We start from the raw sequence: 24,622 nt of genomic DNA, 5'->3' as shown, positions 1-24,622 counted from the left end.
AACAAATAGTTTCGTTATATGGAATATATCATTTCAACTATGGAAAAGTAAACCCTTTCAATGCGCCTTTTTTATTTGGCATGGGAATTGCTTTATAGAAAAGTGAACAATAAAAGGAGGAATTACACATGGGATACAAAATTTTATTACCACAAGAAATTATGCAAGAAGGTAGAGAATATTTAGAATCACGAGGATATGAATTAATTACTGGGTCAGGCTTAGAAGAAGAAGACATCATTCGTGATATTAAGGGCTGTGACGGCATTATTGTGCGTCTCTCAAAAATGTCGCGAAAAGTGTTTGAAGCGGCTGATAAATTGAAAGTAGTTGTACGTCATGGCGCTGGTTATGACACAGTAGATTTGGAAGCAGCGCGTGAGCACAATGTGATGGTTTGTTATGCACCTGTCGCAAATAGCATGTCCGTTGCTGAAGCGGCGATGATGTATATGCTGAACTGCTCGCGTAATTTTAAAAAGACGCAAAAGCATTTCATCGACGATTTCTATTATGCAAAATTAAAATTGCCGCGTGTAGAAATGGATGGGAAAACATTAGGACTTATTGGCGTCGGAAATATCGGCTCTCGCGTAGCTAAAAAGGCTTTGCACGGCTTTAACATGAAGGTTATCGCTTATGATCCATATAAAACCCAAGCAGAAGTTCCAGAAGGTGTAGAGCTGACCGATGATTTTGATCAAATCTTCAAGGAAAGTGACTTCGTATCGCTGCATTGTCCAGCCAATGAAGAAACGTATGGCTATGTTGGCAAGCGAGAGTTGGAGCTGATGAAACCGACGGCTTACTTAATTAACACGGCCCGAGGGAAATTAGTTAAGGAAGACGAATTATATGAAGCAATGAAGAATGAACGAATCGCTGGCGCTGCACTGGATGTAATGATTGAAGAACCAGCAAACCCTGACAACCCATTGCTTTACTTGGATAATGTCACTATTGGGCCTCATTTAGGTGCGGCAACGATCGAAGCGACGGATCGTGCCTCGCTGCATTGTGCCATTGGGGTAGACGAAGTACTTAGCGGGAAAAAAGTAACTTGGCCAATTCCAGAAATGAAGGATTTTTGTCTGAAAAAAGTAAGTGTTTAAATCAGAAAAAAAGTGAGGGTTTGTCATGAAAAGGATCGTTAAATTAGTGATTGTCTTTTTAGTTCCTGTGATTATTTGGTTAATCGATACGCCAACAGGACTAGAGACAGAAACGTGGAGAATGTTTGGAATTTGTTTATCTGTACTACTGGGGCTCATCCTAAAGCCATTAAGCGAACCGATCATTTCCTTAGTGATTATTGGGGTATTCGCCTTCTTTGTAGAAGACGCCACCGTTCTATTTTCCGGCTATGCCAATCAGGGTGTTTGGTTTTTACTAGTCGTTTTATTAGTCTGTGGGGCCTTCAACAAAACCGGGTTAGGAAAGCGGTTGGCCTATATGATTCTCTCGAAGTTTGGTCGAACGTCCTTAGGCTTAGGCTATATTATGATGTTTTGTGACCTGATTTTGAGTCCTGCTACGGGCTCAAACACCTCGCGTTCGGCGATTGTTTTCCCGATTTTTAGAGGGGTGGCGGAGTCTTTGGATTCTCATCCCGATAAAAATCCTAGAAAATTAGGGGCCTATTTAGAGATATTGGAACACGTAGTTGCGATGTCAACGGCGGTGCTGTTTCTAACGGGGATGGCCTCTAATGCAGTCATTGCTTCTACGATTAAAAGTGTCGCAGGGATTGAATTAACATGGATGCTTTGGTTTAAGGCGGCCTTAGTTCCGGGAGCGATTGTTCTGTTGATTTCGCCGCTCGTGGTGTACAAACTTTACCCGCCTGAATTGAAAAAGTTGGAAAATATCAAGCCTTTCGTTCAAGGAAAATTAGCGGAGATGGGCGCAATTTCCAAGCAAGAAAAGCAATTGGCCGTGCTGTTTATCTTAGCGATCTTAGGCTGGATGATTGGTCCGCGTTTTGGTATTGATATGTACGCCGTGGCCTATGGCTTCTTAGCTTTAGAATTGGTTCTTGGAATATTGGATTGGAATGATTTAATGCAGGAGAAGGCCGCTTGGAATATGTATCTGTGGTACGGCTTATTCTTCAGTGTTTCTTCCGCACTTATGACGGGTGGTTTTTACGTTTGGTTATCGGGCATTTTGGAAGCCAATTTAGATTTAGTTCATGTCAACGGCATGGTTGTATTAGCGATCTTATTATTGATTAGTTTTGTCACGAAATACTTTTTCGTCTCAAATGCCGCGTATATCGCGTCGATCTATCCGGTTATCTTGACCATTGCCTCTACGACACAGGTCAATATGCTGATCTTATCTTTCATGCTGGCCTTCTTCGGCGGCTATGGCGCCTTGCTTTGTAACTACGGAAATGGCGCCAGTATCTATATCTACGGTAATGGTTACGTCCCTCAAAAGGATTGGTATTTAATTGGTACCATCATGCTAGTCATAATCTTAGCCATCTATGTGGTGATTGGTTTCCCTTATTGGAAACTGCTCGGTTTTTGGTAAAAAGTATTCTTTGTTTTTAATAAAAAAGAGAAGGAGTAACAAGAATGACATTAAACAGACAGAACATTTTAGATTTTTTCCCAGCTTTAAATGAAGTAACGAACAAAGAATGGGTAGATACCGCCTGTGACATTTGGTTAGAAGCCTTTGAAAAGAGTGATTGGAAGGACGTTCAAGACGCTCAATTTGCGATGCGAGCACCGAATGTTCCTCTAGTGCAGCACACGAATAGTGTGGTTGACAATGCGTTGAAAATCGCGAAGCGAACCATCGCTGAATACAACTATCCGCTGGATCTTGATATTCTGATTATTTCAGGTGTTTTGCATGATGTATGCAAACTAGAAGAAATGACTTATGGAGAAGGTGGTGTGGGGACAAGTAAGAAATCAGACATTGGCGCAATTTATCAGCATGGGTTCCTAAGCGGCTTCTATGCGCAACAATACAATTTGCCAAAAGAAGTGGTCGCTTTCTGTGTTTCTCATGCGGGCCAGTCAAAGCTGTTGCCAAAAACGAAGGAAGAATTGATTTTATTTTACTGTGATGTCATGGATGCGGATCTTCATTTTATGGAAGCCAACGTTCCGCTTACGCTAGAAGTGGATTAGGAGATGGAAAAATGGGTGTAGGAAATAGAGTTTTTTTAGAAAGAGATTTACCTTCAAAGGAATTAATCGAAAAGTTTAGCACGCTTCCTGCGGCCAATGTTGCCGATACAATGGGACGCTTATGTGCAATGCACAGCGACATTAAATTAATGTCTAAACCAACGAAGTTTATGTGCGGACCGGCGTTGACGGTAAAAGCACGTCCAGGAGACAACCTGATGATCCACGCGGCTTTAGATATTTCACAGCCAGGCGACATTATCGTGGTATCCAATGAAGGCGATCGAAGCCAAGCCTTGATGGGGGAAATTATGACGGTATACAGTGCCAGCTTCTTGAAATTAGGCGGTATTGTGCTAGATGGTCCAATGAGGGACATCGACAGTATCGGTAAAATGGATTTTCCTTTTTATGCTAGTGGAACCACACCAGGCGGACCGTATAAAGAAGGCCCAGGAGAAGTAAATGTTCCGATTGCCTGCGGACGAATCTCCGTGAATCCAGGCGATATTATTTTGGGCGATCAGGATGGCGTCATTGTTATTCCACGCGAAGATGCCGAAGCTGTTTACGAACAAGCTTTGAAGCTCTCAGAAGGTGACCAGGCGAAAGTGACCGCTGCCAGTGAAGGCAAAAACAATCGTGCTTGGGTAAGAAACACGCTTGAAAAGAAATCCGTCGATTTTATTCAAGGAAAGTGGTATAACAGTTAGGATAATTGAGAAAGAAACCTTTTCAAATTAGAAACAAACGGCTTCAAAAAACGTTCTAAAACAATGATAGGAGAAAGACACTGGGAGGATGGCGCATTGCGAGCCACACGCCCAGTGTCTTTTAGTGATTTCATAAGTTCAATGTGAGTAAGGTCTATTTATCAAGTGCGTATAGGTGATAGTAAAAGCTGACATTGAAAAGGTACTTAGACGTTAGCCCGAGAATTTTTTAAGCGCGAGTGCGCTAGTTACTGGATCATCAAGAAACAAGACTCGTAATTAGGAATCTTTACGAGTCTTGTTTCTATTTTTCACGTTGTCTGTAATGGCGATTCCTGTGATCATTCCGCAAGCGGCTATAGCAATCCACCAAATTGCGACGATCGGTAAAACACGTCGTGCTGACACTTTCATCACCCCCAGTTTAAGTATGCAGCATTCCTTGAAAATGAACAAGCAGAATTGGACGTTTAATGACAAATGCTTAGAAAGTAAAACGCGCTAAAGATTAGGCGTCCTTCTAACCATAGACCGCTGTTTAGCTAAGCGCTCCCCGTGGTCGATTTTAAAGCTGCATGAGTCTTGCAAAGCGATAGAATGATCTTCCATCAATGCACCCTAATGAGAAGCAATCAAAAGAACTTTTCTAGGGAAATAGAAATGGAACAGGATCACATGAGTAGCTTTCTTTTGTGGTCAAACGTTCATTAGTCTACCGCATCATAGGCTTCAAGAGCTACAGGTAATGCGTGAATGACTTCATTTCCAACGGCGGGAAGCCCCACAAGGATGGCGCTAATGACTTCTTCTCTAGTTGCTCCAGCTTTTTTTGCTAACAGAACATGGAAGGGAAGACCGCTTGTTTTCCCTGTTGCCGCTAAGACAGCGAGGTAAGATAAATGATTGGTTTTATCTTCCAAGGCACTGTTCTCTCCCCACGCTTGTATCAACTGTCCAAAAGCTTGTTGATATTGAGGAGCTTCATTTGCAAATGTTTCGAATGCATGACTTATTTTCATGAGAGACCTCCAATTTTTAAATCATTATACCATTTGGAATTTCCAGTGTTAACGGAGAAATGTCTCTCTTAGATGTACACTCAGAAAAAATAGAACATCATGGTTGAAGGAATTTTGCAAGATTCGTTCGATAGGTGCTTTCGAGCATACAAGGGCACTTGTTTTGATAGTACTAAAAAAGTTAACAGAAGAACTCACGAAGACAATGAGTTAGTAAACTATGTAACGAACCCTGCGTGCAAAGTATAGATGGAACGAAAAAAAATGAACGGTCAACACGTGACCGTTCATTTCTTTGAATTTTTTTCTCGATCTGTCAGCAGCCAGTCTATTGACATAAACAAAAAGGTCACTGCAAATAATCGCCATAAATACCGTCCAACTCGTTTCATAGAAAGGCCCCCTTTGATTAATTTTAGCACAGTAATACGTAACTCTAATACAGAATAATGAATCGTTTTTGAACTTTGGTTTAAGATGAACGGTGAGGATTTTTCATAGAGTTCATTACTGAGAAAGAGCAGTGACGGTTGGATTCAGAGGAGATCGGTTAAAGAAAAAACAGCTTTTTAGGCTGCTGGGATAATTTATTTCTTAAAGAATCTCTTTAAAGGAGAGTAGGGCGGTAGTAGAGCGATGATACAACAAAGGATTAAAATCTTGATCATGTTTATCACACCAGTCTTTTATAAAAACCATAACAAATGTTATCAAAAATGTAAATAAAGGAAAGTAATGAAGTCAAATGTGAAATAAGAACGGAAACTGTTTCGACACTCGGTTTCCGCTCTTATTTCGTTTCTCTTATGAAGAGAAGAAAATTACGCATTAATGAACACTCAAAGACGTCCCTTTTACTGCAAGTATTTCGTGGTTAGTCAGTGGGATCAGATCCTTTGTTTTATTGTATTTGTTGAAAATAGAGGTTGTGATTTGAGAAAAGGGTTCTTCTTTATAGTGTGGCAACGGGTAATAAGGAATCACGTTTAGCCCTGTATAATCCGTCAGAGAAGGGGCTTTCGCAGGATCATCCATCTCAGAAAGATATTCAATAGACGCTGAAGCGACGACTGCACCGGCCGATTCCCCAATGTAAATTTTACCGGCATCTAACTGAGTAATCAGCGCGTTAAATGCGCCAGATGCCTTTAATTGTTCGAGTAAATAAAAGGTATTGCCGCCTGAAACATAAATAAAATCATTGTTTTGTAATGTACTGGTGATCGTTGAAAGGTCCGCCGTCGAAATATCTAATTCATCTATCTTAAAATGTAAGTTCTTAAATACTTGCTTTGCCTCATCCACAAAAAAATCAACGTCCTCAACGAAACTGGCTGTAGGGATAAAGGTCACACGACGTTCATTAGGAAAATCCTTGAGGTAACGGGCAAATTTTTCGGAAACATCTGAAAAGGATGAAGCTAAAAACATATTAAGCATAAAAAACGTCCTCTCATATACTTTTAGTATTAGGATACCAATTGTTCTAACTGTAGTCAAACATATGTTCGTTTTTTTCTGTTGGATAAGACACTCTACTAAGAGGGATAGTCATTTCTATCACTCTTTTCTTCCTGCGAGTTATTTCAGCGAGAAAATGAATTTAATAATCGTAAAAAATAATTTATAATCGAACCGAATTAATTAAGTGTAAAACATATGGTATAGTTATAACGTAAAATAATTGTTACAATTAATTATACAAAATTTGCAGGAGTAATGATGATCGATGAAAGAGCTGTTGGACCTAAAAAGTAAGAAGAAAGTAGCAATTATTGAGAGAATATTCCATAGTAAGAACCATTCCTGTGCGCAGTCGTTATTATTAGAAGAATTAGACGTTACCTATCCAACATTGCGTTTATTAATTGAGACGATAAATAGTGACGCTTTGAAATTTGGCTATGAAACCTTTTCGATTACCCATAGCCCGTCCAACCAGTTATATACGTTGAACACTCATGAAGAAAGCAGCATTCAATTAATCATTCATTCCTATGTAAAGGAGTCTCCTAAATTTAAGCTGCTTGAACTATTGCTGACTTCTGATTTTCCCAAGCTTCAGATGGCTGCTGATAAATTATTCGTTTCCTATGGGTCGATCAGAAAAGATATCAAGGAGCTCAATGAACTGTTAAAACAATATCGTGTCTCGATTTCAACAAGTAATGGCATTAGGCTTGAAGGAGACGAAGTTGGAATAAGACTCTATTTTACCTTTTTATTTTTAACGGTTTACGGTGGCGAATCATGGCCATTTAAATTTATCCGTTATTTTGAAATTACGGCATTGCTAGATAGCTGTCCGAAAGAGATTTACAACGCCAAATTTCTTGATAAGAGTATGATGGTTCATTTTTATTTGGCTGTTCATTTACTAAGGGTTAGACAAAATAAGTTCATTCCAGATTCCCACAGCTTTTGTATTCCTTTGTATACGGCCTATTCCGAAGAATCAAAACGTTCCTATGAATTATTTTTGATCAATTTAAGCAATTATGTACCTAATGTGAGTGGAGAGAACCTTAGATATACCGCTAGAATTATTTTAAGTGTGATCGTCGCATTTGGTAGTTATGCTTCCATCGAGGCGGTTCCGACATTTTTCTATTCAGATCCCTTGTTCAAGCAGAATGGTTTCTTAGAACTAATTTTTTTAATCGATGAGAAAATAGAGCAGCATTTATCCATTCCTCTTTCTCATAGCGAGAGGGAAAAGCTCCTTTACTCGTTAATGAGTGTGAATTATCGCTATTTGTTTTTCAAAAATGTAAGTTTAAATCTAGAGGCGCTGATTTTAGGTTATACGAAAATTGATCGGAATCTAAAAAAGAGACATAAAGTCAAACATTTGAAGCTGTTAGTTAATAAATTGATGGCGTTGGAAGAATTCGCTCTATTCGAACCGTATAAAAAAGAGCTAAGCTCGGATTACTTTCTTATTTTAGAAAAACGCATTGATTTTTCCACACACACGCTGCCGATAAACGTCGTCATTCTATCGGTTGTTTCCAATGAAACAGGTGTTTTGGATTTTAAAAAGACGTTTTCAAATTATTACAATGTCCAAGTAGCGGATACACTAGAGGGAGAAGTCGACTTGGTGATAAGTGATTTTCCACTATCGCATCAGCTATTAAGCGCTAATAGTATCAAACAGCCTATTGTGTATGTGAATACACGCTGGTCGGAATCAGACTACCTAAAAATTAATAAAAAGCTCGCTGAGATTGCTACGGTTAAGTTCATTAATAAAGTCGATTAAACGGTGATCTTTGCGGCAGGAACGCACGTCGACTATGTGTTGAAAATCATTCAATACGTAGTCAACGTGCGTTTCTTTTTTGACAAAAAATACTTTTTTTGTGCTGATTTGATAAATTTTTTTCAATTATTTAAAAATTTTTGTCAAATGAACGCTTTATTTTTAGGTATATTAACTTTATAAACTTAATAACCAACATAATTGTACATAATATTTAAAAAGAATGAGGGGTTAGCATGCAAAACAAAAAGCTTGGAGGAATGTTACTCTCTTTTTCACTATTGACGAATTTTATTGCACCTACAATGCTGGCGAAAGAACGATCTGTCATTGATGTAGAAGGGAACCAACTAAAACTAGCTGACCCATTAAATGAGCGGGAGCGCCTTAATCCACTGACCAATGAATTTGAAAAATCTGATGAAGAAACAGCCGATAATCTTGACGAGAATCAGGAGCTGACAGAAGTCGTAAATCCAGATGAACGTCTTTTGGAAGAAACAGCTGATTCAGCAATGCCTCAGATCAGAGCTGCTAGTGAGCGAGAAGAAGTACGCCAAAATTCGGAATCGGAGGCGACGATTGTGGATCAGGGAACAACAGAATCCGGAGAATGGAACGTCTATTCCGATGGCTTATTGACAATTACTGGGAACGTCACTGCTGCTACGTTCACTGAATGGCAGCCCCATGAACAAGCAATCAAGGCGATTGAGTTCCTAGGTTCTGGTCAAGACAATTTAAGTGGGGATTTTAGTTGGACCTTCTGTAACTATAAAAACCTCGAATCTGTTGACTTCGGTGCGTATTCCTTATCTGGTGTGACATCTTTTGAAGGAACCTTTTACTCTTTAAATAAGTTGAAACGAGTTTCCTTTAAGGATGTGACTTATTCCTCCGAAAGTTCGTTGACGAACATGGCCGAGATGTTTAACGGGTGCATTCGTCTAGTAGAAGTAGATTTAAGCGGACTGGATACGAGTTTTGTAACGAATATGGATTCTTTATTTTATGACTGTAGTGGTTTAACAGTGCTAGATTTAAGTGGATTTAATACGAGTTCAGTGACGAATATGCGGGTGATGTTTAAAGGCTGCAGTTACTTAGCCCAGTTGAATATCAGCGGATTTGACACAAGTTCGGTGACGAATATGGTGAGCATGTTCGGGAATTGCTTTAATCTAACCGAATTAGATGTCAGTGGATTTAATACGAGTTCAGTGACAGATATGGGCACGATGTTCATTGGCTGTAGTAGTTTAACGGAGTTGGATGTCAGTGGATTTGATACAAGTTCCGTGACGAATATGGAAACAATGTTTAATGCTTGCAGTCGTCTAAGCGAGCTAGATGTGAGTGGGTTTGACACGAGTTCGGTGATATCTATGTATAGCATGTTCGGTGGCTGCAGCGGGTTAAAGGAGCTGGATGTCAGCGGATTTGATACAAGTTCTGTGACGAATATGATGGAGATGTTTAAAAGCTGTAGCAAACTAAGCGAGTTGGATGTGACCAATTTTAATACGAGTGCGCTAAAGCGTATGGACGGGATGTTTTCTAGATGTGAAAAACTAACCAGCTTAGATGTGAGTGGGTTTGACACAAGTTCAGTCACATTTATGGACAGTGTATTTAATGGCTGTATTGGTTTAAGGGAGCTAGATGTCAGCGGGTTTGACACGAGTTCAGTACAGTCAATGTATGGCATGTTTAAAGACTGCAGTGGGTTAACTCAACTAGATGTGAGTGGATTTGATACAAGTTCAGTAAAATACACGAACAGGATGTTTAGAGGCTGCAGCGGCTTAACGAAGCTGGATGTGAGTGGTTTTGATATGAGCTCCGTCACGTATATGGAAGAAATGTTTGCCGACTGCAGCCGTTTGAGCGAGCTAGATATCAGCGGGTTTGACACAAGTATTGTCATGTCTATGTCCAATTTGTTTGAGAAGGATTTCGCGTTATCACTTATCCATGTCGGTGAACGTTTTAACTTTCATGAGAACGTGAATCTGCCAGCTATTAGCGGGAAATCCGTTTGGCAGGATGAAACGAAACAACTTTTTTCTAGTAACGAAGAGATGATGTCTTACCATAACGGAGCGAATACCACCAATACCTATAGAAAAGTTGTGCAGGTTGAACTGATCATGGACGCGATGGGTGGAAAGTTTAATGATGGCGCTAGTACTGCCCTTCAAAGAAAAGTAATCAATGAGTCATGGGAGGAAATAATTCCCACAAAAGAAACGGATATTTTTGGTGGATGGTATGTAGACAAAGAGTACACGAAAAAATTTGATTTTAGTCAACCCGCAAGTCAATCGCTCACGATCTATGCAAAATGGGTAGAAGAATATACAGTCACCATTCCAGCAAAAGTATCCTTAAATAGTGACGATAAATTAAAAGTAGCTGCAACGAATAATGGGGAGAAAACGGTAGAAGTAAATTTAATCAATGATCCTACGCAATTAAATGCGGAATCACAGCTATTGCTTTCAAATCAAAAGGATGCTGCTTTAAAAATAACCTCTCAATTAACATGGGAACCAATGAGTGAGCAGTCGAAATGGAATGTTCTAACGGTGGCGCCAGCAGAAAATGGCTCTTCGAAAGAATCCGTAATTCATTTTACCAAACCGAAGAATGCACGGGCTGGTTCTTATGAAGGAACGGTTACCTTTAATATCACGTACCAATAGGAAGGATGAATGTATGAAACGAAAAAAAACAATAGCGATTCTCTTAGCTAGTTTCCTGCTTGTCGCTTTGATCGGTGGTCATTACTATTTTAAAAACGGAAAGTCATTGATGGGCGTGGATTCTTCGGCTGTAGATTGGAATGGAAATAAACAGAAACAAACTAAGAATGAGACGGATTCCATCGCGATACCCGGTTTTTCGAAATTGCAATTCGATTCAAATGCAAAACAGCAACAAGTAAATTTCCATAATCCAGAGGTCAATGATTGCTATTTCAAACTAACACTATTGACGGCGGAAGGGGAAAAATTATGGCAATCCGATCTTATTGAGCCTGGCAAAGGACTCTATACGATTGAATTGGCGAAAGAATTACCCGTAGGAACACTAGAGAATGCTGTGTTGAAATATGAATGCTTTACCTTTGATGAAAATCAGTCACCGTTAAACGGTTCTGAAATAAATTTAACAATCGATGTAGTTTAAAGAATGAGGGGGAATATGAGGATGAAGAAATTATTAGGTGGCGTAGCCATTGGATTGATCGCATTAGGAGGAATTGGGTTAGGGAAAACAGCGCTCGCAGAAGAAACATCTGTTGAATATGCCGTTGATAGCACCTACACATTGATCATTCCACAAAGAGTTGAACTGAGCTCAAATAGTGTCACAAACATGAGCATTAAGACGGTTAATCGAAACTTAGAACTAGGCAATACCATGGAGGTGACAATAAGCAGCGGATTAGACGCAGACGGTGAGATCAAGTTAGAAAGATCGATAAACCCTTCGGATACACTGACGAGTTCAGTAAAAGTCGGCGGCTCACTGGTTCCGTTGTCAAACCCTGTGGTAGGTGAATTCTCAGGCTACGAAATGAATGAAGCCGAAGTCGGCTTAATTGAATTTGGAATTCCTCAAGGAAACAAACTAGCTGGAACTTACACTCAGACACTCGTCTTCACTGCGAAGCAAAAAATGATTCCAGCACGTTGAAAGGAAGGAGCAAGATGAAGATACGCTATCTGATTCTAGGGATTTCCCTTCTCTTCGTCGGGGTGATTGCTCTTCCGAATCAAGTACAGGCAGCTGGTAAAACAACGATTGAGTATGTGGTTACAGAAGAAAGTGATCAGGAAACAATAAAAGAAATCCCTAAAGAACCGCTAGAATCAAGTGATTCTACGACTAATGATAATCGCAGCCAGAAGCGAGAAAGTATTGTAAGCAATCAGAAAGCTTCTCAGTATGGAAGACTTCCTAGTACCAATGACCAGAAGCTTTACGGCCTCTCACTGTTGGGCTTGACACTATGTTTGGCTGTTATTGTATGGAAATACAGAAGCTTTTCAAAAGAAGTGAATGAATGAGTTTTCAAAGATCAATTCCGAAGCATGCGGAGTAGCTAACGCTCCGTATGCTTTTTTTAAATTACCTCAATGGTCTATTCTTAGATCTAGCACCATGTTATACCACGTTTCTCCAGCGTGCTGTGAATCAGAAACGCCTTCCAATTGATACCCGTTTTTCTCGTAAAAAGGGACAAGGGATTCTAAACAAGTTAGCGTAATGCCCTCTCTTTTCCTACTTCTCGAAAGCTTAGCTAGCTCACTTAGCAGGTGACTAGCGATCCCAAACTTTTGGAATGCTGGATCAACAACCAGACTTAAAATCGATTGATAGCCTCCAATGGATGGATTTTCAACCGTTTTTTCAAATAACTCATCGTATAAATACCTTTCTGGAATAACTGGTCCAACCACATAACCAATCGGCTCATCCGATTCGGTGACAGCGACGATGAAACTGTCATGAATCCTCTCGATTCGTTTTCTCATCGCCTCTGAAGACGCAGCTTCTTCTGCTGAAAATCCAGAACGTTCAATCTCCATAATTCTTTCAAGGTCATTTAACGTTGGTGCTCTAAAGTGAAAAAGCACAAAATCATCCCCTTAATTAAAATGTTTCAATTCCCCTTTTATTTAGCAAATGAAGACGATCTTATTTCCTTTCACGCCTTCGATAATAAAGTCCAAATCCCAAAAGGACTACACAAGGAAGTAAATAATCGAATAAGCGATCAAACACAAGGTCAAAAGACATTTCCCGATGGAGGATAAAAAGGTCGGAACAGATTCTAAAAACAAAGATCAGGAATAAGATCAACGCCAAAGCCAAGCAATACTTGTAAAATTCTATTTTCCGCTTTTTCAAAAAATCACCTCACAACGATTCTATCATAGTCGGATCGGAAGGGGATAGACGACTCAAGAAAGACTAAAAGCCACGATGATCCGCTCATACCGAATTCGTATAAGACGATCATCGTGGACGCTTCATTTATTTCAACTACGGAGGAAATGCAGCAGTAAAGGTATCATTCAAGGCACATTCATCTACTGTAATTACGTACGTTCTAAAAGCCAATCGATCACACTCAATTTCTTTATACCGTCGTAGTTCGCTTCTTTGTTGAAGTCATCTAAGGTTAACAGATATTTTGGATAGGAATCCTTAATTGAATGATTGGTTTATCAAGGTGTCGTTAAAAAAAATCAAGTACGCCACTCTTTGGACAAGTTCCTCCATAATCTTTGACCTCATTTCCAATCTTAACTATAATTTCAGTTTAGTTTGAATTTGATGTCAAACTTTTGGATATTTTTTCCATTCTTTTACTTTAAGAAAAGCACATTGTTAGTTTGAAGATAGTGATTTATTTAATTTCCCCGTAATGAATTTGTTATGGCCGGAAAATCAGAAAAAACAACCTTTTTATTCTGTCAGTCGCCGTCTTATTTTTCTTGCGTATCTTTAGGTAAAAGAACTTTGATAGCGGCCATTTTGCCATGCTATAATGTAGGCGAGAAAAGCCTGCTGTCTGAAAGGCAGGAAAATGATGCAAACGTACTTACCGACGACCGACCTCTTATTCCGAAAAATGCTGACCGCCCCAGATTCTCTACATATCCTAAAAGCCTTCGTCAAGGATCTCTTAGGAATCGAGTTTCAGTCACTGAAGCCACGAGAAACTTACCACATTGAGACATACAAACATTTTTATGAAAAAAATAAACGAGCAGGAGTCTTTCACACAGAAGTCGATATACTGGCAGTTGCTGAAGATGGCAGCCATACAACCATCGAGTGTCAAGTTCGCTCACATCCTCATTTTATTGAACGTGTCACCTATTATTTGGCAGAAGCCTTTCGGGCATCCTATGGGAACCTGACAGCAACAGGGGATAAAAAGGACAATCACTATTCAAGCTTACGACCGGCATATGGGATCAATATTATGGATTTTCATTTATTTGACGAGAACCAAAAGGCCCTGAAACGATTTCATCTGCTGGATGAGGAGACCCATGCCCCGTTGTACCTCGAAAAAAATAAGGAACTGCTAATCCTGTGTTTTCTCAGTTTAGTAAACGAGAATATTGAAGCCCATAGTCCAGCGTGGCACTGGCAGTATTTCTTAGCAACTGGTGAAGTAACAGATTCGGCACCCGACTATATCAAAGAAGCCAAAGTGAAAACAGATTTTGCGAATCTGAAAAGGGAGGAACAGAAAATGATCATGGACATCGAAAAAGCCAAAGCAATCCACGGAGCAGAACTCTCAGGCGCTCGTCTTGAGGGGCGTCAAGAAGGACGTAAAGAAGGACTTCAATTGGGACGCGAAGAAGGAGAAAAAGGAAAGGAACGCGAACTTGCGTTGAAATTTTTAAAGATAGGAAATACGCTTGAACAGGTCTCAGAAGTAACGGGATTAGACATTGAAACGTTGAAAAAGTTAGAAAGAGAACAGGAGTAGTTTGGCCGTTTGAGATTCAGGGAAAGGAACAGAAAATGATCATGGACATCGAAAAAGCCAAAGCAATCCACGGAGCAGAACTCTCAGGCGCACGTCTTGAAGGACTTCAAAAGGGGCGCGAAGAAGCAAAGTGCGAACTTGCATTGAAATTTTTAAAGATAGGAAACACTCTTGAACAGGTCTCAGAAGTAACGGGATTAGACATTGAAACGTTGAAAAAGTTAGAAAGAGAACAGGAGTAGTTTGGTCGCTTGAGATTCAGAGAAAGACCAATGGTGAAACTAGAATAGAAGAACAGTAGAAGCTGAACGATCCGATGTCATCGTAATGGACGGATGATCGTTCAGCTTCTTTTTTATATAAACTATTTTTCATTAGAACGGTTTAAATGAACCGCGTATGCATAGGATGCTCTTCGTTAAATTGAACAAGATCCCATAAATTTCCGTATAAATCTTTAAAAACTGCAACGATACCGTAATCCGCGACCTTAGGTTCTCTGACGAATTCGACACCCTTAGCAATGAGATTATCGTAATCACGATAAAAATCATCAGTGCCTAGAAATAGAAACACTCTTCCACCCGCTTGGTTTCCAACAAACTCTTTTTGAATGGGTTTGGACGCTTTTGCCAACAATATAGTGGTACCGTTTGAATTTCGGGGAGAAACCACAACCCATCTTTTATCTTGTTCGGGTTGATAGGTGTCTTCAATTAAATCAAAACCAAGTGTTTTTGTGTAGAAATTTAGCGCTTCATCGTAATCGTTTACAACTAATGCAATGTGAACAAGATTTTGTTTCATCATTCTCCTCCAACTATTAAGTGATATGGCTATAATAGCAAATAAAAGATAAAAAGATAGGAGAATTTGATTTTTTTAGCTGAGTAGAGAGGCTCAGAAAAATTTCCTTTGATCCGCTGAGTTGAAATCAATCCTTTTTCAACCCAAATTCGATAACCTCAGACACATATATCATCAAAGAATGCCCTTTAAACCAACAAGTGTTGAATAGGGATTGATTAAATGGTAGACCAATAGAATGGTTTTCGAATGCTTAGAAACAGACTATTTTAATTAAATCAGGTTAATGTAGTCAAACAGAGTAGGAGCAGCAAAAAAAGCATTCCTGAATAAGAATGCTTTCGCCGTCAAACAAATAGTTTCAAAAAAGGCACAACAATAATTATCGGTAAAACACCTTTCAGTAAGAAATCAAGGATCAAGGGTGCTTGATACGCGTCCATCTGAATTCTGACATTTCCGAGTGCTTTCGTGGTATTTAGATCAAAAAGTTTTTCTTGATTGGCATAGTTTCCGCAAGTTGGGCAGGCAAATTTGATGAAGGTCACTTGTCTTTTTGGCGTCGATTTTTTAATTCGCAATGCGCCTTTCGAGAGCTGTCGGGTTTCTGGACCAGATAGTGTGTAGCGTTGATTGCAAGAGCTGCACCTGAAAGAATGCTTCGTCTGTTCAGAATAGGTCAGTCTATTCATCTTTATAAACAGATTAATGGTCCTGTAAAAGAAATTTATCGCTAAGCTAGCAAATAGAAAGATTCCAATATAAATCATGGCACGCTCCTTTCAGGAAATCATCGTGTATTTTCGTCATTATAGTAGGAAGAAGTGGATTAAGAATGTAAAAAACGGCAGTTATTGCAAAGGATATTGGAGTAAACAGGGCATCAGTCAAGTTGAGGAATGCAGTTGACCCGAATGCCAGAATGAATCATTAGCTCATTTTCCCTAAGAGTTTGGAAAAGACCTTAAAAAGAGCAGTAATTGGAGCTAGCACAGATCTATGATTATACAAAATAGGTCATCAAAATAATTATGAGAAACCCAATGAAAAAAGGTGGCACATCTTTGAATACGAATTTCATATATCTATTACCAATCGTACGTTTATTTTCATACCTAGGATCATTCTTATCTTTTACAAACTCGCTCGGGAATCGTGCAATAAAAAGTCCGTGAGTATGTTTAGTGATTAAAGCAATCAGCAACAAAATGATTGTGAACCATAGACCACCAAAAGCATACTGTTGAATTGAATAGATATCCATAGAATTTCGCTCCTTTCATTTAGAGTATTTCTAATGGATATCCAAGTCAAGATAAATTACACAATCGAAGGAAACAGCCCATAAGTAGGACAATTGCATAGAAAAAGCGAACTAGCTAGTTCGCTTTAAAGTGACGTTTATTTCTGATTTTTAGAATAATTAACTCAACAACAAGTGCTGTAGAAAATCCTTGAACAAATTTTAGGAATGATCCATCCAAAGCAAAACCTAGAAGATACAAAAGAGTGGTTACAATTATTGACAGTATCAGGTAAGCATCATATTAAATATCCCATAAAACTTGAAATACTCATTTTTGGTGGAATACTCAACAACAGAGATTTTTATTATATTAAACTTAACCATGAGATGAAATTCTAAAAACATGATATAATGAACAACATTAAGCATTCTAAAAGGAGTTGACGAGATATGTCTGATTACAAATACTCAGTAAAAAATACGACTAAAATCGAGCGTGAGAAGCTCCGTAATGTTGCTTTGAGCTATTCAACTTTAGATGCTGCGGAACCTTCTGATGATACTATGAAGTTAGTAGAAGAATATGTGGCAGGTAATATTGAAATTGCGGATGCCTTAGAAACGGTTATTGAAAAATATCGTGCAATGGGTCTAAAAAATGCTTGATCCTTATTTGATTCCAGATACTGATGTCTTGCAAAATAAACTAGGTATAGCGGATAAGGATCTTCTTGAAAAAGCCGAAGCGGATATCACGTATTTAAAATTGTTAGATATTGATGCTTGGTTTGAAAATAAGCCGCTCAACTACGAAACATTTCTTGAAGTTCATAAATACATTTTTGGTGATCTATACGAGTGGGCAGGGCAGATTAGAACGATTGATATCTATAAAGAAGAAGCTGTTCTGGGCGGCGTGTCGTTAACATACGGTGAAATCTCATCAATTTAGCTTCAAATTGAAACGATTATTGATGATCTGAACCAAGTAGAATGGTCTGATATTAGTGTGGAAGAAATGATTCCGTTGTTCTCAGACTTGATTGCTCGACTGTGGTTAATTCATCCGTTTAGAGAAGGAAATACTCGAACGGTTATGCGCTTTGCCGGTCTATTTGCAAATGCTAAAGGATTTCCGTTGAACTCAAAACTTTTACGAGATCATGCCAGCTATGTAAGAAAGTCATTGGTTTTATATTGTGTTGATGAAGCACCTGAAAAAGAATATTTCTTAAAAATCATGACAGATGCAATCAATGATTTTTAGTTATATTATAAAAATAGTCATGTTCTGGTTTGCAAATGATTTCTAGGTACGTTTTTAAGTACGAATACTGTAAAATTGGATGAAATTCATTGATTTAGCATTTTTAGAAAATTGCTAATTAATATTGTTATTACAACAAATTTTCTGATATACATTATTTTATGTGCGGAATCAGGTCTTGAAATAGTCAATTAAGCAGTAATTAGGAATATGAGAATAATCAAAAGGGGTATAAATGAGCAGTCCCAATGGATTTCTCGGGTTTATTGTTAAGCCATAGCCTATTGGTCTAGATACAAATTTTTTTGTTCTTTGGGAACTATAATTAAAACAAGGATGGCACTGATGCTAAGAACTAAAGCTATGATAATACCAATGTAATTGATGTTTAAGTTTGCTAGCAAAGTGTTTTTTAAAGTGTAAAGGATGATAAGAATTATCGCTAATATACCCAATGCTATACCTATTACTTTGTTCTTACTCATTTAAAAACCTTCAATTGGAAAAATACAAAATATTCATGTTACAATGATTTTGCGAAATGTGAAGATTTCGAGTGCTAGAAACACGAGAGCCCTACTCAGCCAGGAGTAAGGCTTTTTTTTATCACCAGATGCGGTGGCTGGCGCATGGGTCAGATAGACAGCTGCGTTCAGTTGTCGTCTCGATCATCTAACCAATGATCGACCAGTGTTGTAACCAGAGCTACTAATAATGGCGCAACAACTAATGTGAAGATTTCTTTCATGCTAGAAACACCCACTTTTGGGGCATTTGTTAGTATACCATAACGTTATACTTAGGCAGGATTGTTTCTAAAAGAAAAAACTAACCGGCCGACAATGAAACATTCTCAAAAATCTATCTGACGCAAAGAATGGAATGGGTTAAGAAGCAAGCTTGACAGTGTTTTATTTGAGAAAGGAGGATTTCAATGAGTAGGATTGATGAACTGATTAAAAAGAAAAAGGCTGAGGGTACCAATTTTTCTGATGAGTACGAAAAGGAATCTCAACGTTTAGAGGTTGCGATTGCCTTAACTCAGTTGCGAAAAGAACTAGGGTTAAGCCAACGTGAATTGGCTGAAAAAAGTAGGAAAGCCGCAATCAACGATTGCAAGGATAGAGAATGGATCAATGAATCCTAGCTTTGTTATTCTTTATGAGATTGCCAATAAAGTAGGAAAAGAGTTACATATAGAGTTTAAGTAACTGGAACGATCACAAAAAAACAAACTTTAGAAACTAATTCGTTTCATGAGTACGATTATATCTACTTTTGAATAGGGCATTCACGATGATTGGAGAAGTAGAAAAAGAAATCTCAAATCCTCAAAAGAACTGTTTGATAATGCCTATTCTCCATTATAGGCTCACCACTCCTTCTTAAGACAACAAAAAAAGACCAAAACGAGTTGCTTGTTTTGGTCTTATCGGGGAATTATTTGCCTTTCCGCTTTTTCCATCCAGCTAGTGCAGAGCCTACAGCGGCTAATCCGATGATTGTCAGGCCAGAGCCTGTGACAATCCCTGTTCGTGGATAGCTTTTTGCGGTATTAGTATAGCTATAATTCGTTGGATAAGTCTTACGCGTCCCCGTCGTAGTGTTGGAAGTTCCGATGGCTACTCCACCAGTTTTCTTTACCGATTTCAAGTTGGCGATCGCCTGTTTCAGTTCGGTAAGAGCGGTAGTAATTTCTTCGGAAGTGGCTTGCGGGTCTGCCAGCACCTTTTCTGCTTTTTTCAGTGCTTCTTCATAGACGTTCCAGCTACCCTCTGTATAGTCCTCCTTGTTTCGATTGGTCTCCTTTTCCTTAGTGATCAAGTCATCCAGTGCTGTTTTTGCTGGCTTCCACTGAGCGTAAAGGGTGAGTTCCCCACTAGCCACGAGATTCCGAATTTCTTGTGTGTCTGTGTAGGGAGTTCCTCTTCCATCTGCTTGAGTATTCCAGTTAACAAATACATACCCCGATCGGGTAAAGGCATTCGCAGATAACTTCGCTGCCTCATCATAGGTCATGGTTTGAGCAGCCATCTCACCAGCGCCACCATTTGAATCAAAACGGATCGTGTATGGATTTGCCTGCCATCGGGCGGATAGCTTCAAGTTTCCGGTTGAGCCAGTTTTGATCTCTTGGACAATTTTTCCACTATCTGTGACCATGCGGCTCAAGGTATCCTCAGAAACCAACCAACCTAAGAATGTATACCCAGTCTTTGTTTTCATAGGCAACTTGATAGTGTCAGATTCAATCGTGTACGAAATCGCAGAAATAGCTGGATCATCAAAGGTGATCGTATAGTCGATGAGCTTCCAACGTGCCGTTAATGTCCGATCGCCTGTTTTTCCATCAGGGATTGACTCAGTCTTCGTTCCATCCTCGTCGTACCAGCCAAGGAATTTATACCCTAACTTGGTTGGTGTAGGGAAGGAGTTAATTCCCTTTTCGATGGTATAGCTTTGCGGATCTACCTCAGCGCCGCCGCTACTATCAAAGATTACATTGTAGGGAATCGTCTCCCATTTTGCCTTCAATGTTCGATTGCCAGTTTTATTGTTGGGAATACTTTCAATCTTGTTTCCGTCTTCATCAAACCATCCTGAGAAAGAATATCCTGACTTGGTTGGCATAGTGAAAGAGTCGATCCCTTTTTCAATGGTATAGCTTTGCGAAGCGACATCAGAGCCACCGTTGCTATCGAAGGTAACGGAATATTCGATAAGTTCCCATTTCGCTGTTAACGTGCGATTGCCAGTTGTACCTTTAGGAATATTCTCAATTTGTTTCCCATCTTCGTCGTACCAGCCAAGGAATTTATACCCTAGCTTGGTTGGTGTAGGGAAGGCGTTGATTTCATTTTCGATGGTGTAATTCAGCGGGTCTACGTCCGAACCACCAGAACTATCGAAGCTAACGGCGTAGTCAATTGCGTCAAATGTTGCCGTTAATGTTTTATTTCCAGTGGAGCCTATCGGAATTTCTGTTAACTTTTGTGAACCATCATACCAGCCTGAGAAGGTATAGCCCTTTTTGGAGGCAGTCGGTAAGGCAATTGTTTCAGACTCCACCGTGTACTGAATTGTTGTAATCGTTGGATCATCAAAGGTGATCGTATATTCGATAAGTTCCCATTTGGCTTTTAATGCGATATTTCCCGTTGTACTATCAGGAATACTCTCAATCTTAGTCCCGCCATCATCAAACCATCCAAGGAATTTATAGCCTGACTTGGTTGGCGTAGGGAAGGAGTCAATGCCTTTTTCAACCGTGTAGCTTAGTGAATCTACATCAGAACCGCCCATGCTATCGAAGGTTACGTTGTATTTGTCAATCCTCCATTTCGCTATCAATTCTCGATTCCCTGTTTCCCCAACCGAGATGCGCTCAACTTTAGTATCGCCGTCAAACCAACCAAGGAAAGTATAGCCCTTTCTATTTGAAGAAGGGAAGGAGTCGATACCTTTTTCAATTGTATACTCTTGAGGCGATACGGTTGAGCCGCCCTTGCTATCAAAGGTGATCGTATATTCGATAAGTTCCCATTTCGCTTTTAATGCGATATTTCCGGCTGTACCAACAGGGATATTCTCAATCTTAGTCCCGCCATCATCAAACCATCCAAGGAATTTATAGCCTGACTTGGTTGGCGTAGGGAAGGTTGTAATGCCTTTTTCAACCGTGTAGCTTAGCGAATCTACATCAGAACCGCCCATGCTATCGAAGGTTACGTTGTATTTGTCAATCTTCCATTTCGCTATCAATTCTCGATTCCCTGTTTCCCCAACTGAGATGCGTTCAACTTTAGTATCGCCGTCAAACCAACCGAGGAAAGTATAGCCCTTTCGACTTGGTATAGGGAAGGATGCGATGCCTTTTTCAATCGTATACGTTTCTTGGTTCACATCAGAACCGCCGTTACTGTCAAAGGTTACTGTGTAGTTAATCGCTTTCCATTGCGCATGCAGCGTGACGGTTCCCCCTTCTTCTGCGTTCAAATTCTTCACAGGTGCTTCATCTGCATACGAAGCGCCTTGTCCATCCTGACGAGTATTCCAGCCATCGAACTGATAGCCTTTTCTGGTGATGGTATTTTTAGTCAACGGTTTCTCCTGATCATAAACCATGTCAAGAGAAGCTAGATAGCCTTCACCTCCATTTTCATGAAAATTAATGGCATACGTATTCGCTTGCCACTGCGCATAGAGTGGATAGATTGCCCCATTGGTCGTAGCAAGATTTTTCACTTCAGCTTGATCAGAATAAGCATTTTCATTGCCATCATCTGTTGTATTCCATTCCTTAAAAGTATACCCAGCTTTAGAAAAAGTATTAGGAGTTAATTTTTTCTCTTCATCATAGTCAAACCTCTGATCCGTTCTCTCGTTTGTACCATTATTCGCATGGAACCTGACCGTATAGGTATCAATTACCCAATTGGCCATCAAGTCCATCGGGGCAGTCACAGGTGTATTAAAGTCAAATTCATTTCCATTCAAAGTCCAACCATCGAAGCTGTAATGGTCCTTTGTTCCAGTGTAATTCGGATCAGTAACTGCCTTATTTTCGAAAATTCGCTGCGTATCGACGGAACCACTACCACCAGTTGTATCAAAGGTGACTAAATGCTTTCCTTGTATCGTGTAGGTAGAAACGGAATCGTCAGTTAAATTGTGATTGGTGATGAAATCATCAGTAGAATCATACGTTTCATTGTAGTCATCTTTTACCCAGTGGAAGGTGGTTTTCCCGTCGTTTTCAGCAGTGGGTAGGTTACGAAGGCGTTGAGAATCCTCAAGTTTAAAATTTTTGTTTAGTTTTAATGTAGAGAGGTTATTGCAGTCGTAAAACATGTAATCCATATCCACCACATTAAAAGTATCGAAAGAGCTTAGGTTTAAGTTAGTAAGGTTGCTACATTTGTAAAACATAAAGTTCATAAACATTACATTTTTAGTATCAAAAGAAGCAAGGCTTAGAGTAGCAAGGTTGCTACAGTAGGAAAACATACTGTTCATTTCTGTCACATTTTTAGTATCAAAAGAATCAAGGTTTAGATCAGAAAGGTTGCTACAGTAGGAAAACATATTGTTCATTTCTGTCACATTTTTAGTATCAAAAGAATCAAGGTTTAGATCAGAAAGGTTGCTACAGTGGGAAAACATATTGTTCATAAATATTACATTTTTAGTATCAAAAGAAATCAGGTCAAGAGAGTTAAGGTTGTTACAGCCGAAAAACATATCGCTCATATTCGCCACATTTCGGGTATCAAATGTAGAAAGGTCCAGAGTGCCAAGCTTGTTACAGTAGAAAAACATACCGCTCATAGAAGTCACATTTTGAGTATCAAAAGATTCAAGGTCTAAATCATTAAGGTTGTTACATTCGGAAAACATATCGCCCATAGAAGTCACATTTTGAGTATTAAAAGAATCAAGGTTTAGAACAGAAAGGTTGCTACAGTAGGAAAACATATTGCTCATATTCGCCACATTTCGAGTATCAAATGTAGAAAGGTCCAGAGTGCCAAGCTTGTTACAGCGGGAAAACATAGAGTTCATAGAAGTCACATTTTGAGTATCTAATCCGTCTAAATTCAAATTTGTTAGACTAGTACAATTTGCAAACAGATAACTCATATCTGTAATTGCTGACGTATCCGCGTCTCCAAAGTTTACGGAGTGAATCGGTGAAGAACCGCTTACCCACCCTTGACTCACATCCGCAAACAACCCACGAAAAGTCCCTACTACTTTCACCGGTGGGAGGTTTTGTTTTGAAGATTCAATTGCAAATGAGGCTGTTTGTGTTTCTAACAGAGTTCCTAATACATCTTCAAGGTCAATTTCAACAGGCAATCCATCTAACTCAGATGGAACGACGATAGTTTCGGGACTTCCATTATAGTCGGTAATATAGGCGACTTCATTTGCTACATTATATTCCCATTCACTTTGTCTTGGCGCTCGTCGTAATTCCTGTTTCTCCGTGTCTTCTTGCGCTGCTTCGGTTACTGATGGGGTGTTTTCTTGTGAAGCTGCTTCTTGACTGGTGGTGTCTGCTGGCTGTTCCTCGATCGGTTTGATTGGCTGACGATCAGTGGGCTGTTGTTGGGTGGGTTCTTCTTCTGCTAGGGAAGGGATGGTGGCATTGGGATCATAGGCTTCGGTAGTTTGTGTCGTTGCGGTCTCATTTGCGATAGCCTGTAACGGGAAAAGAGCGTAATTTCCGATCAATAAACAGGTCAGACCAACGACACTGATTAATTGCTTGTTAAATTTTTTAAAAACGAAGTGCTGATGCCGTTGACCGACTGTGATCAGCTGTTTTGCTCTTCGTGATTTCATTTTCCACACCTCCAAAATAGGTTGAACAGATAAAAAAACGATCTTTATTTAATTAAATTCTAACAGGGAATGGGAACGGATACAATTACTTCTAAGAGAAAGTAATAGAAATGTTTGTGTGGGGGCTTTCTTTTAACGCCTTCATTTATAGAGGTTCGCCACACACGATTCAATCTCAGTACCCCACCCACTTGCGAAAATTAGTCTCAGCTTTTTGCTTCTAGTAACACCTAACAAGAATATGCTCTACAGGTGTATAACAGAATCAACGAGAAAGGGGAAATT

General features: G+C 39.4%; 23 protein-coding genes and 2 pseudogenes. 15 read left to right on the top strand and 10 right to left on the bottom strand.

Annotated features, from left to right (window positions below; genetic code table 11):
- Positions 1–128 precede the first annotated feature (128 nt).
- Genes IGI44_RS19220 through IGI44_RS19205 form a run of 4 tightly spaced genes read left to right on the top strand, consistent with a single transcriptional unit; the run spans position 129 to position 3,862 of the window.
- Positions 129–1,112, top strand: coding sequence for a hydroxyacid dehydrogenase (locus tag IGI44_RS19220; protein WP_438789543.1), 984 nt, complete (start codon positions 129–131; stop codon positions 1,110–1,112).
- A 25-nt stretch (positions 1,113–1,137) separates the two neighbouring features.
- Positions 1,138–2,538: a DASS family sodium-coupled anion symporter gene (locus tag IGI44_RS19215; protein ID WP_438789542.1), complete on the top strand. Its 1,401-nt coding sequence runs from the start codon at positions 1,138–1,140 to the stop codon at positions 2,536–2,538.
- 44 nt (positions 2,539–2,582) lie between these two features.
- Positions 2,583–3,149, top strand: coding sequence for an HD domain-containing protein (locus IGI44_RS19210; protein WP_438789541.1), 567 nt, complete (start codon positions 2,583–2,585; stop codon positions 3,147–3,149).
- 11 nt (positions 3,150–3,160) lie between these two features.
- Positions 3,161–3,862: an RraA family protein gene (locus tag IGI44_RS19205; RefSeq protein ID WP_438789540.1), complete on the top strand. Its 702-nt coding sequence runs from the start codon at positions 3,161–3,163 to the stop codon at positions 3,860–3,862.
- A gap of 279 nt (positions 3,863–4,141) precedes the next feature.
- On the opposite strand, the gene IGI44_RS19200 is transcribed toward IGI44_RS19205, so the two are convergent.
- From IGI44_RS19200 to IGI44_RS19190, 3 genes are all read right to left on the bottom strand, one after another.
- Complete coding sequence (locus IGI44_RS19200; RefSeq protein WP_438789539.1) at positions 4,142–4,270, bottom strand: hypothetical protein; 129 nt, start codon at positions 4,268–4,270, stop codon at positions 4,142–4,144.
- Between the two features lie 299 nt (positions 4,271–4,569).
- Complete coding sequence (locus tag IGI44_RS19195; RefSeq protein WP_438789538.1) at positions 4,570–4,881, bottom strand: carboxymuconolactone decarboxylase family protein; 312 nt, start codon at positions 4,879–4,881, stop codon at positions 4,570–4,572.
- Positions 4,882–5,709: 828 nt separating this feature from the next.
- Positions 5,710–6,321, bottom strand: coding sequence for a Type 1 glutamine amidotransferase-like domain-containing protein (locus IGI44_RS19190; RefSeq protein WP_438789537.1), 612 nt, complete (start codon positions 6,319–6,321; stop codon positions 5,710–5,712).
- Positions 6,322–6,610: 289 nt separating this feature from the next.
- On the opposite strand from IGI44_RS19190, the gene IGI44_RS19185 reads away from it, so the two are divergent.
- From IGI44_RS19185 to IGI44_RS19165, 5 genes are all read left to right on the top strand, one after another.
- Positions 6,611–8,146 (top strand): helix-turn-helix domain-containing protein, encoded by a 1,536-nt coding sequence (locus tag IGI44_RS19185; protein ID WP_438789536.1) that lies wholly within the window; start codon positions 6,611–6,613, stop codon positions 8,144–8,146.
- A gap of 236 nt (positions 8,147–8,382) precedes the next feature.
- Positions 8,383–10,851 (top strand): BspA family leucine-rich repeat surface protein, encoded by a 2,469-nt coding sequence (locus IGI44_RS19180; protein WP_438789535.1) that lies wholly within the window; start codon positions 8,383–8,385, stop codon positions 10,849–10,851.
- A gap of 13 nt (positions 10,852–10,864) precedes the next feature.
- Positions 10,865–11,338 carry a tRNA (uracil-5-)-methyltransferase gene (locus IGI44_RS19175; protein WP_438789534.1) on the top strand — a complete coding sequence of 158 codons (474 nt, stop codon included), beginning with the start codon at positions 10,865–10,867 and terminating at the stop codon, positions 11,336–11,338.
- A gap of 21 nt (positions 11,339–11,359) precedes the next feature.
- Entirely contained in the window at positions 11,360–11,848 is a 489-nt protein-coding gene (locus IGI44_RS19170) for a hypothetical protein (RefSeq protein ID WP_438789533.1), read from the top strand.
- 14 nt (positions 11,849–11,862) lie between these two features.
- Positions 11,863–12,222, top strand: a complete 360-nt coding sequence (locus IGI44_RS19165; protein ID WP_438789532.1) for an LPXTG cell wall anchor domain-containing protein — start codon at positions 11,863–11,865, stop codon at positions 12,220–12,222.
- Positions 12,223–12,288: 66 nt separating this feature from the next.
- On the opposite strand, the gene IGI44_RS19160 is transcribed toward IGI44_RS19165, so the two are convergent.
- Complete coding sequence (locus IGI44_RS19160; RefSeq protein ID WP_438789531.1) at positions 12,289–12,792, bottom strand: GNAT family N-acetyltransferase; 504 nt, start codon at positions 12,790–12,792, stop codon at positions 12,289–12,291.
- Positions 12,793–13,257: 465 nt separating this feature from the next.
- Positions 13,258–13,371: pseudogene (locus IGI44_RS19155) on the bottom strand (DUF4143 domain-containing protein); the annotation flags it as partial.
- A 377-nt stretch (positions 13,372–13,748) separates the two neighbouring features.
- Between IGI44_RS19155 and IGI44_RS19150 the strand changes: the two are divergent.
- Entirely contained in the window at positions 13,749–14,669 is a 921-nt protein-coding gene (locus tag IGI44_RS19150) for an Rpn family recombination-promoting nuclease/putative transposase (RefSeq protein WP_438789530.1), read from the top strand.
- Positions 14,670–14,710: 41 nt separating this feature from the next.
- Complete coding sequence (locus IGI44_RS19145; RefSeq protein WP_438789529.1) at positions 14,711–14,911, top strand: hypothetical protein; 201 nt, start codon at positions 14,711–14,713, stop codon at positions 14,909–14,911.
- Positions 14,912–15,053: 142 nt separating this feature from the next.
- Here IGI44_RS19145 and IGI44_RS19140 read toward each other — a convergent pair whose 3' ends face one another.
- From IGI44_RS19140 to IGI44_RS19130, 3 genes are all read right to left on the bottom strand, one after another.
- Positions 15,054–15,476 (bottom strand): VOC family protein, encoded by a 423-nt coding sequence (locus tag IGI44_RS19140; RefSeq protein WP_438789528.1) that lies wholly within the window; start codon positions 15,474–15,476, stop codon positions 15,054–15,056.
- 347 nt (positions 15,477–15,823) lie between these two features.
- A complete protein-coding gene (locus tag IGI44_RS19135) occupies positions 15,824–16,246 on the bottom strand; it encodes a hypothetical protein (protein WP_438789527.1) in 423 nt (140 codons plus the stop codon).
- A 233-nt stretch (positions 16,247–16,479) separates the two neighbouring features.
- A complete protein-coding gene (locus tag IGI44_RS19130; RefSeq protein WP_438789526.1) occupies positions 16,480–16,740 on the bottom strand; it encodes a hypothetical protein in 261 nt (86 codons plus the stop codon).
- Positions 16,741–17,172: 432 nt separating this feature from the next.
- On the opposite strand from IGI44_RS19130, the gene IGI44_RS19125 reads away from it, so the two are divergent.
- Genes IGI44_RS19125 through IGI44_RS19115 form a run of 3 tightly spaced genes read left to right on the top strand, consistent with a single transcriptional unit; the run spans position 17,173 to position 17,989 of the window.
- Positions 17,173–17,388, top strand: coding sequence for a hypothetical protein (locus tag IGI44_RS19125; protein ID WP_429957849.1), 216 nt, complete (start codon positions 17,173–17,175; stop codon positions 17,386–17,388).
- On the top strand, positions 17,381–17,674 hold the full coding sequence (locus IGI44_RS19120) for a hypothetical protein (RefSeq protein WP_438789525.1): 294 nt from the start codon (positions 17,381–17,383) through the stop codon (positions 17,672–17,674). Before IGI44_RS19125 ends, IGI44_RS19120 begins: the two co-directional genes overlap by 8 nt.
- Positions 17,675–17,680: 6 nt before the next feature.
- Entirely contained in the window at positions 17,681–17,989 is a 309-nt protein-coding gene (locus tag IGI44_RS19115; protein WP_438790300.1) for a Fic family protein, read from the top strand.
- A gap of 652 nt (positions 17,990–18,641) precedes the next feature.
- On the opposite strand, the gene IGI44_RS19110 is transcribed toward IGI44_RS19115, so the two are convergent.
- Entirely contained in the window at positions 18,642–18,737 is a 96-nt protein-coding gene (locus IGI44_RS19110) for a type I toxin-antitoxin system Fst family toxin (RefSeq protein WP_438789524.1), read from the bottom strand.
- Between the two features lie 186 nt (positions 18,738–18,923).
- On the opposite strand from IGI44_RS19110, the pseudogene IGI44_RS19105 reads away from it, so the two are divergent.
- Positions 18,924–19,200: pseudogene (locus IGI44_RS19105) on the top strand (helix-turn-helix transcriptional regulator).
- Between the two features lie 229 nt (positions 19,201–19,429).
- On the opposite strand, the gene IGI44_RS19100 reads toward IGI44_RS19105, so the two are convergent.
- Positions 19,430–24,337: an InlB B-repeat-containing protein gene (locus IGI44_RS19100; RefSeq protein ID WP_438789523.1), complete on the bottom strand. Its 4,908-nt coding sequence runs from the start codon at positions 24,335–24,337 to the stop codon at positions 19,430–19,432.
- Between the last annotated feature and the right edge of the window lie 285 nt (positions 24,338–24,622).

Source organism: Enterococcus sp. DIV0756 (genome assembly GCF_051710745.1).
Taxonomy (GTDB): Bacteria; Bacillota; Bacilli; order Lactobacillales; family Enterococcaceae; genus Enterococcus_A.
Note: the sequence above shows the minus strand (reverse complement) of the source record. Positions and strands in the feature narration are given on the sequence as shown.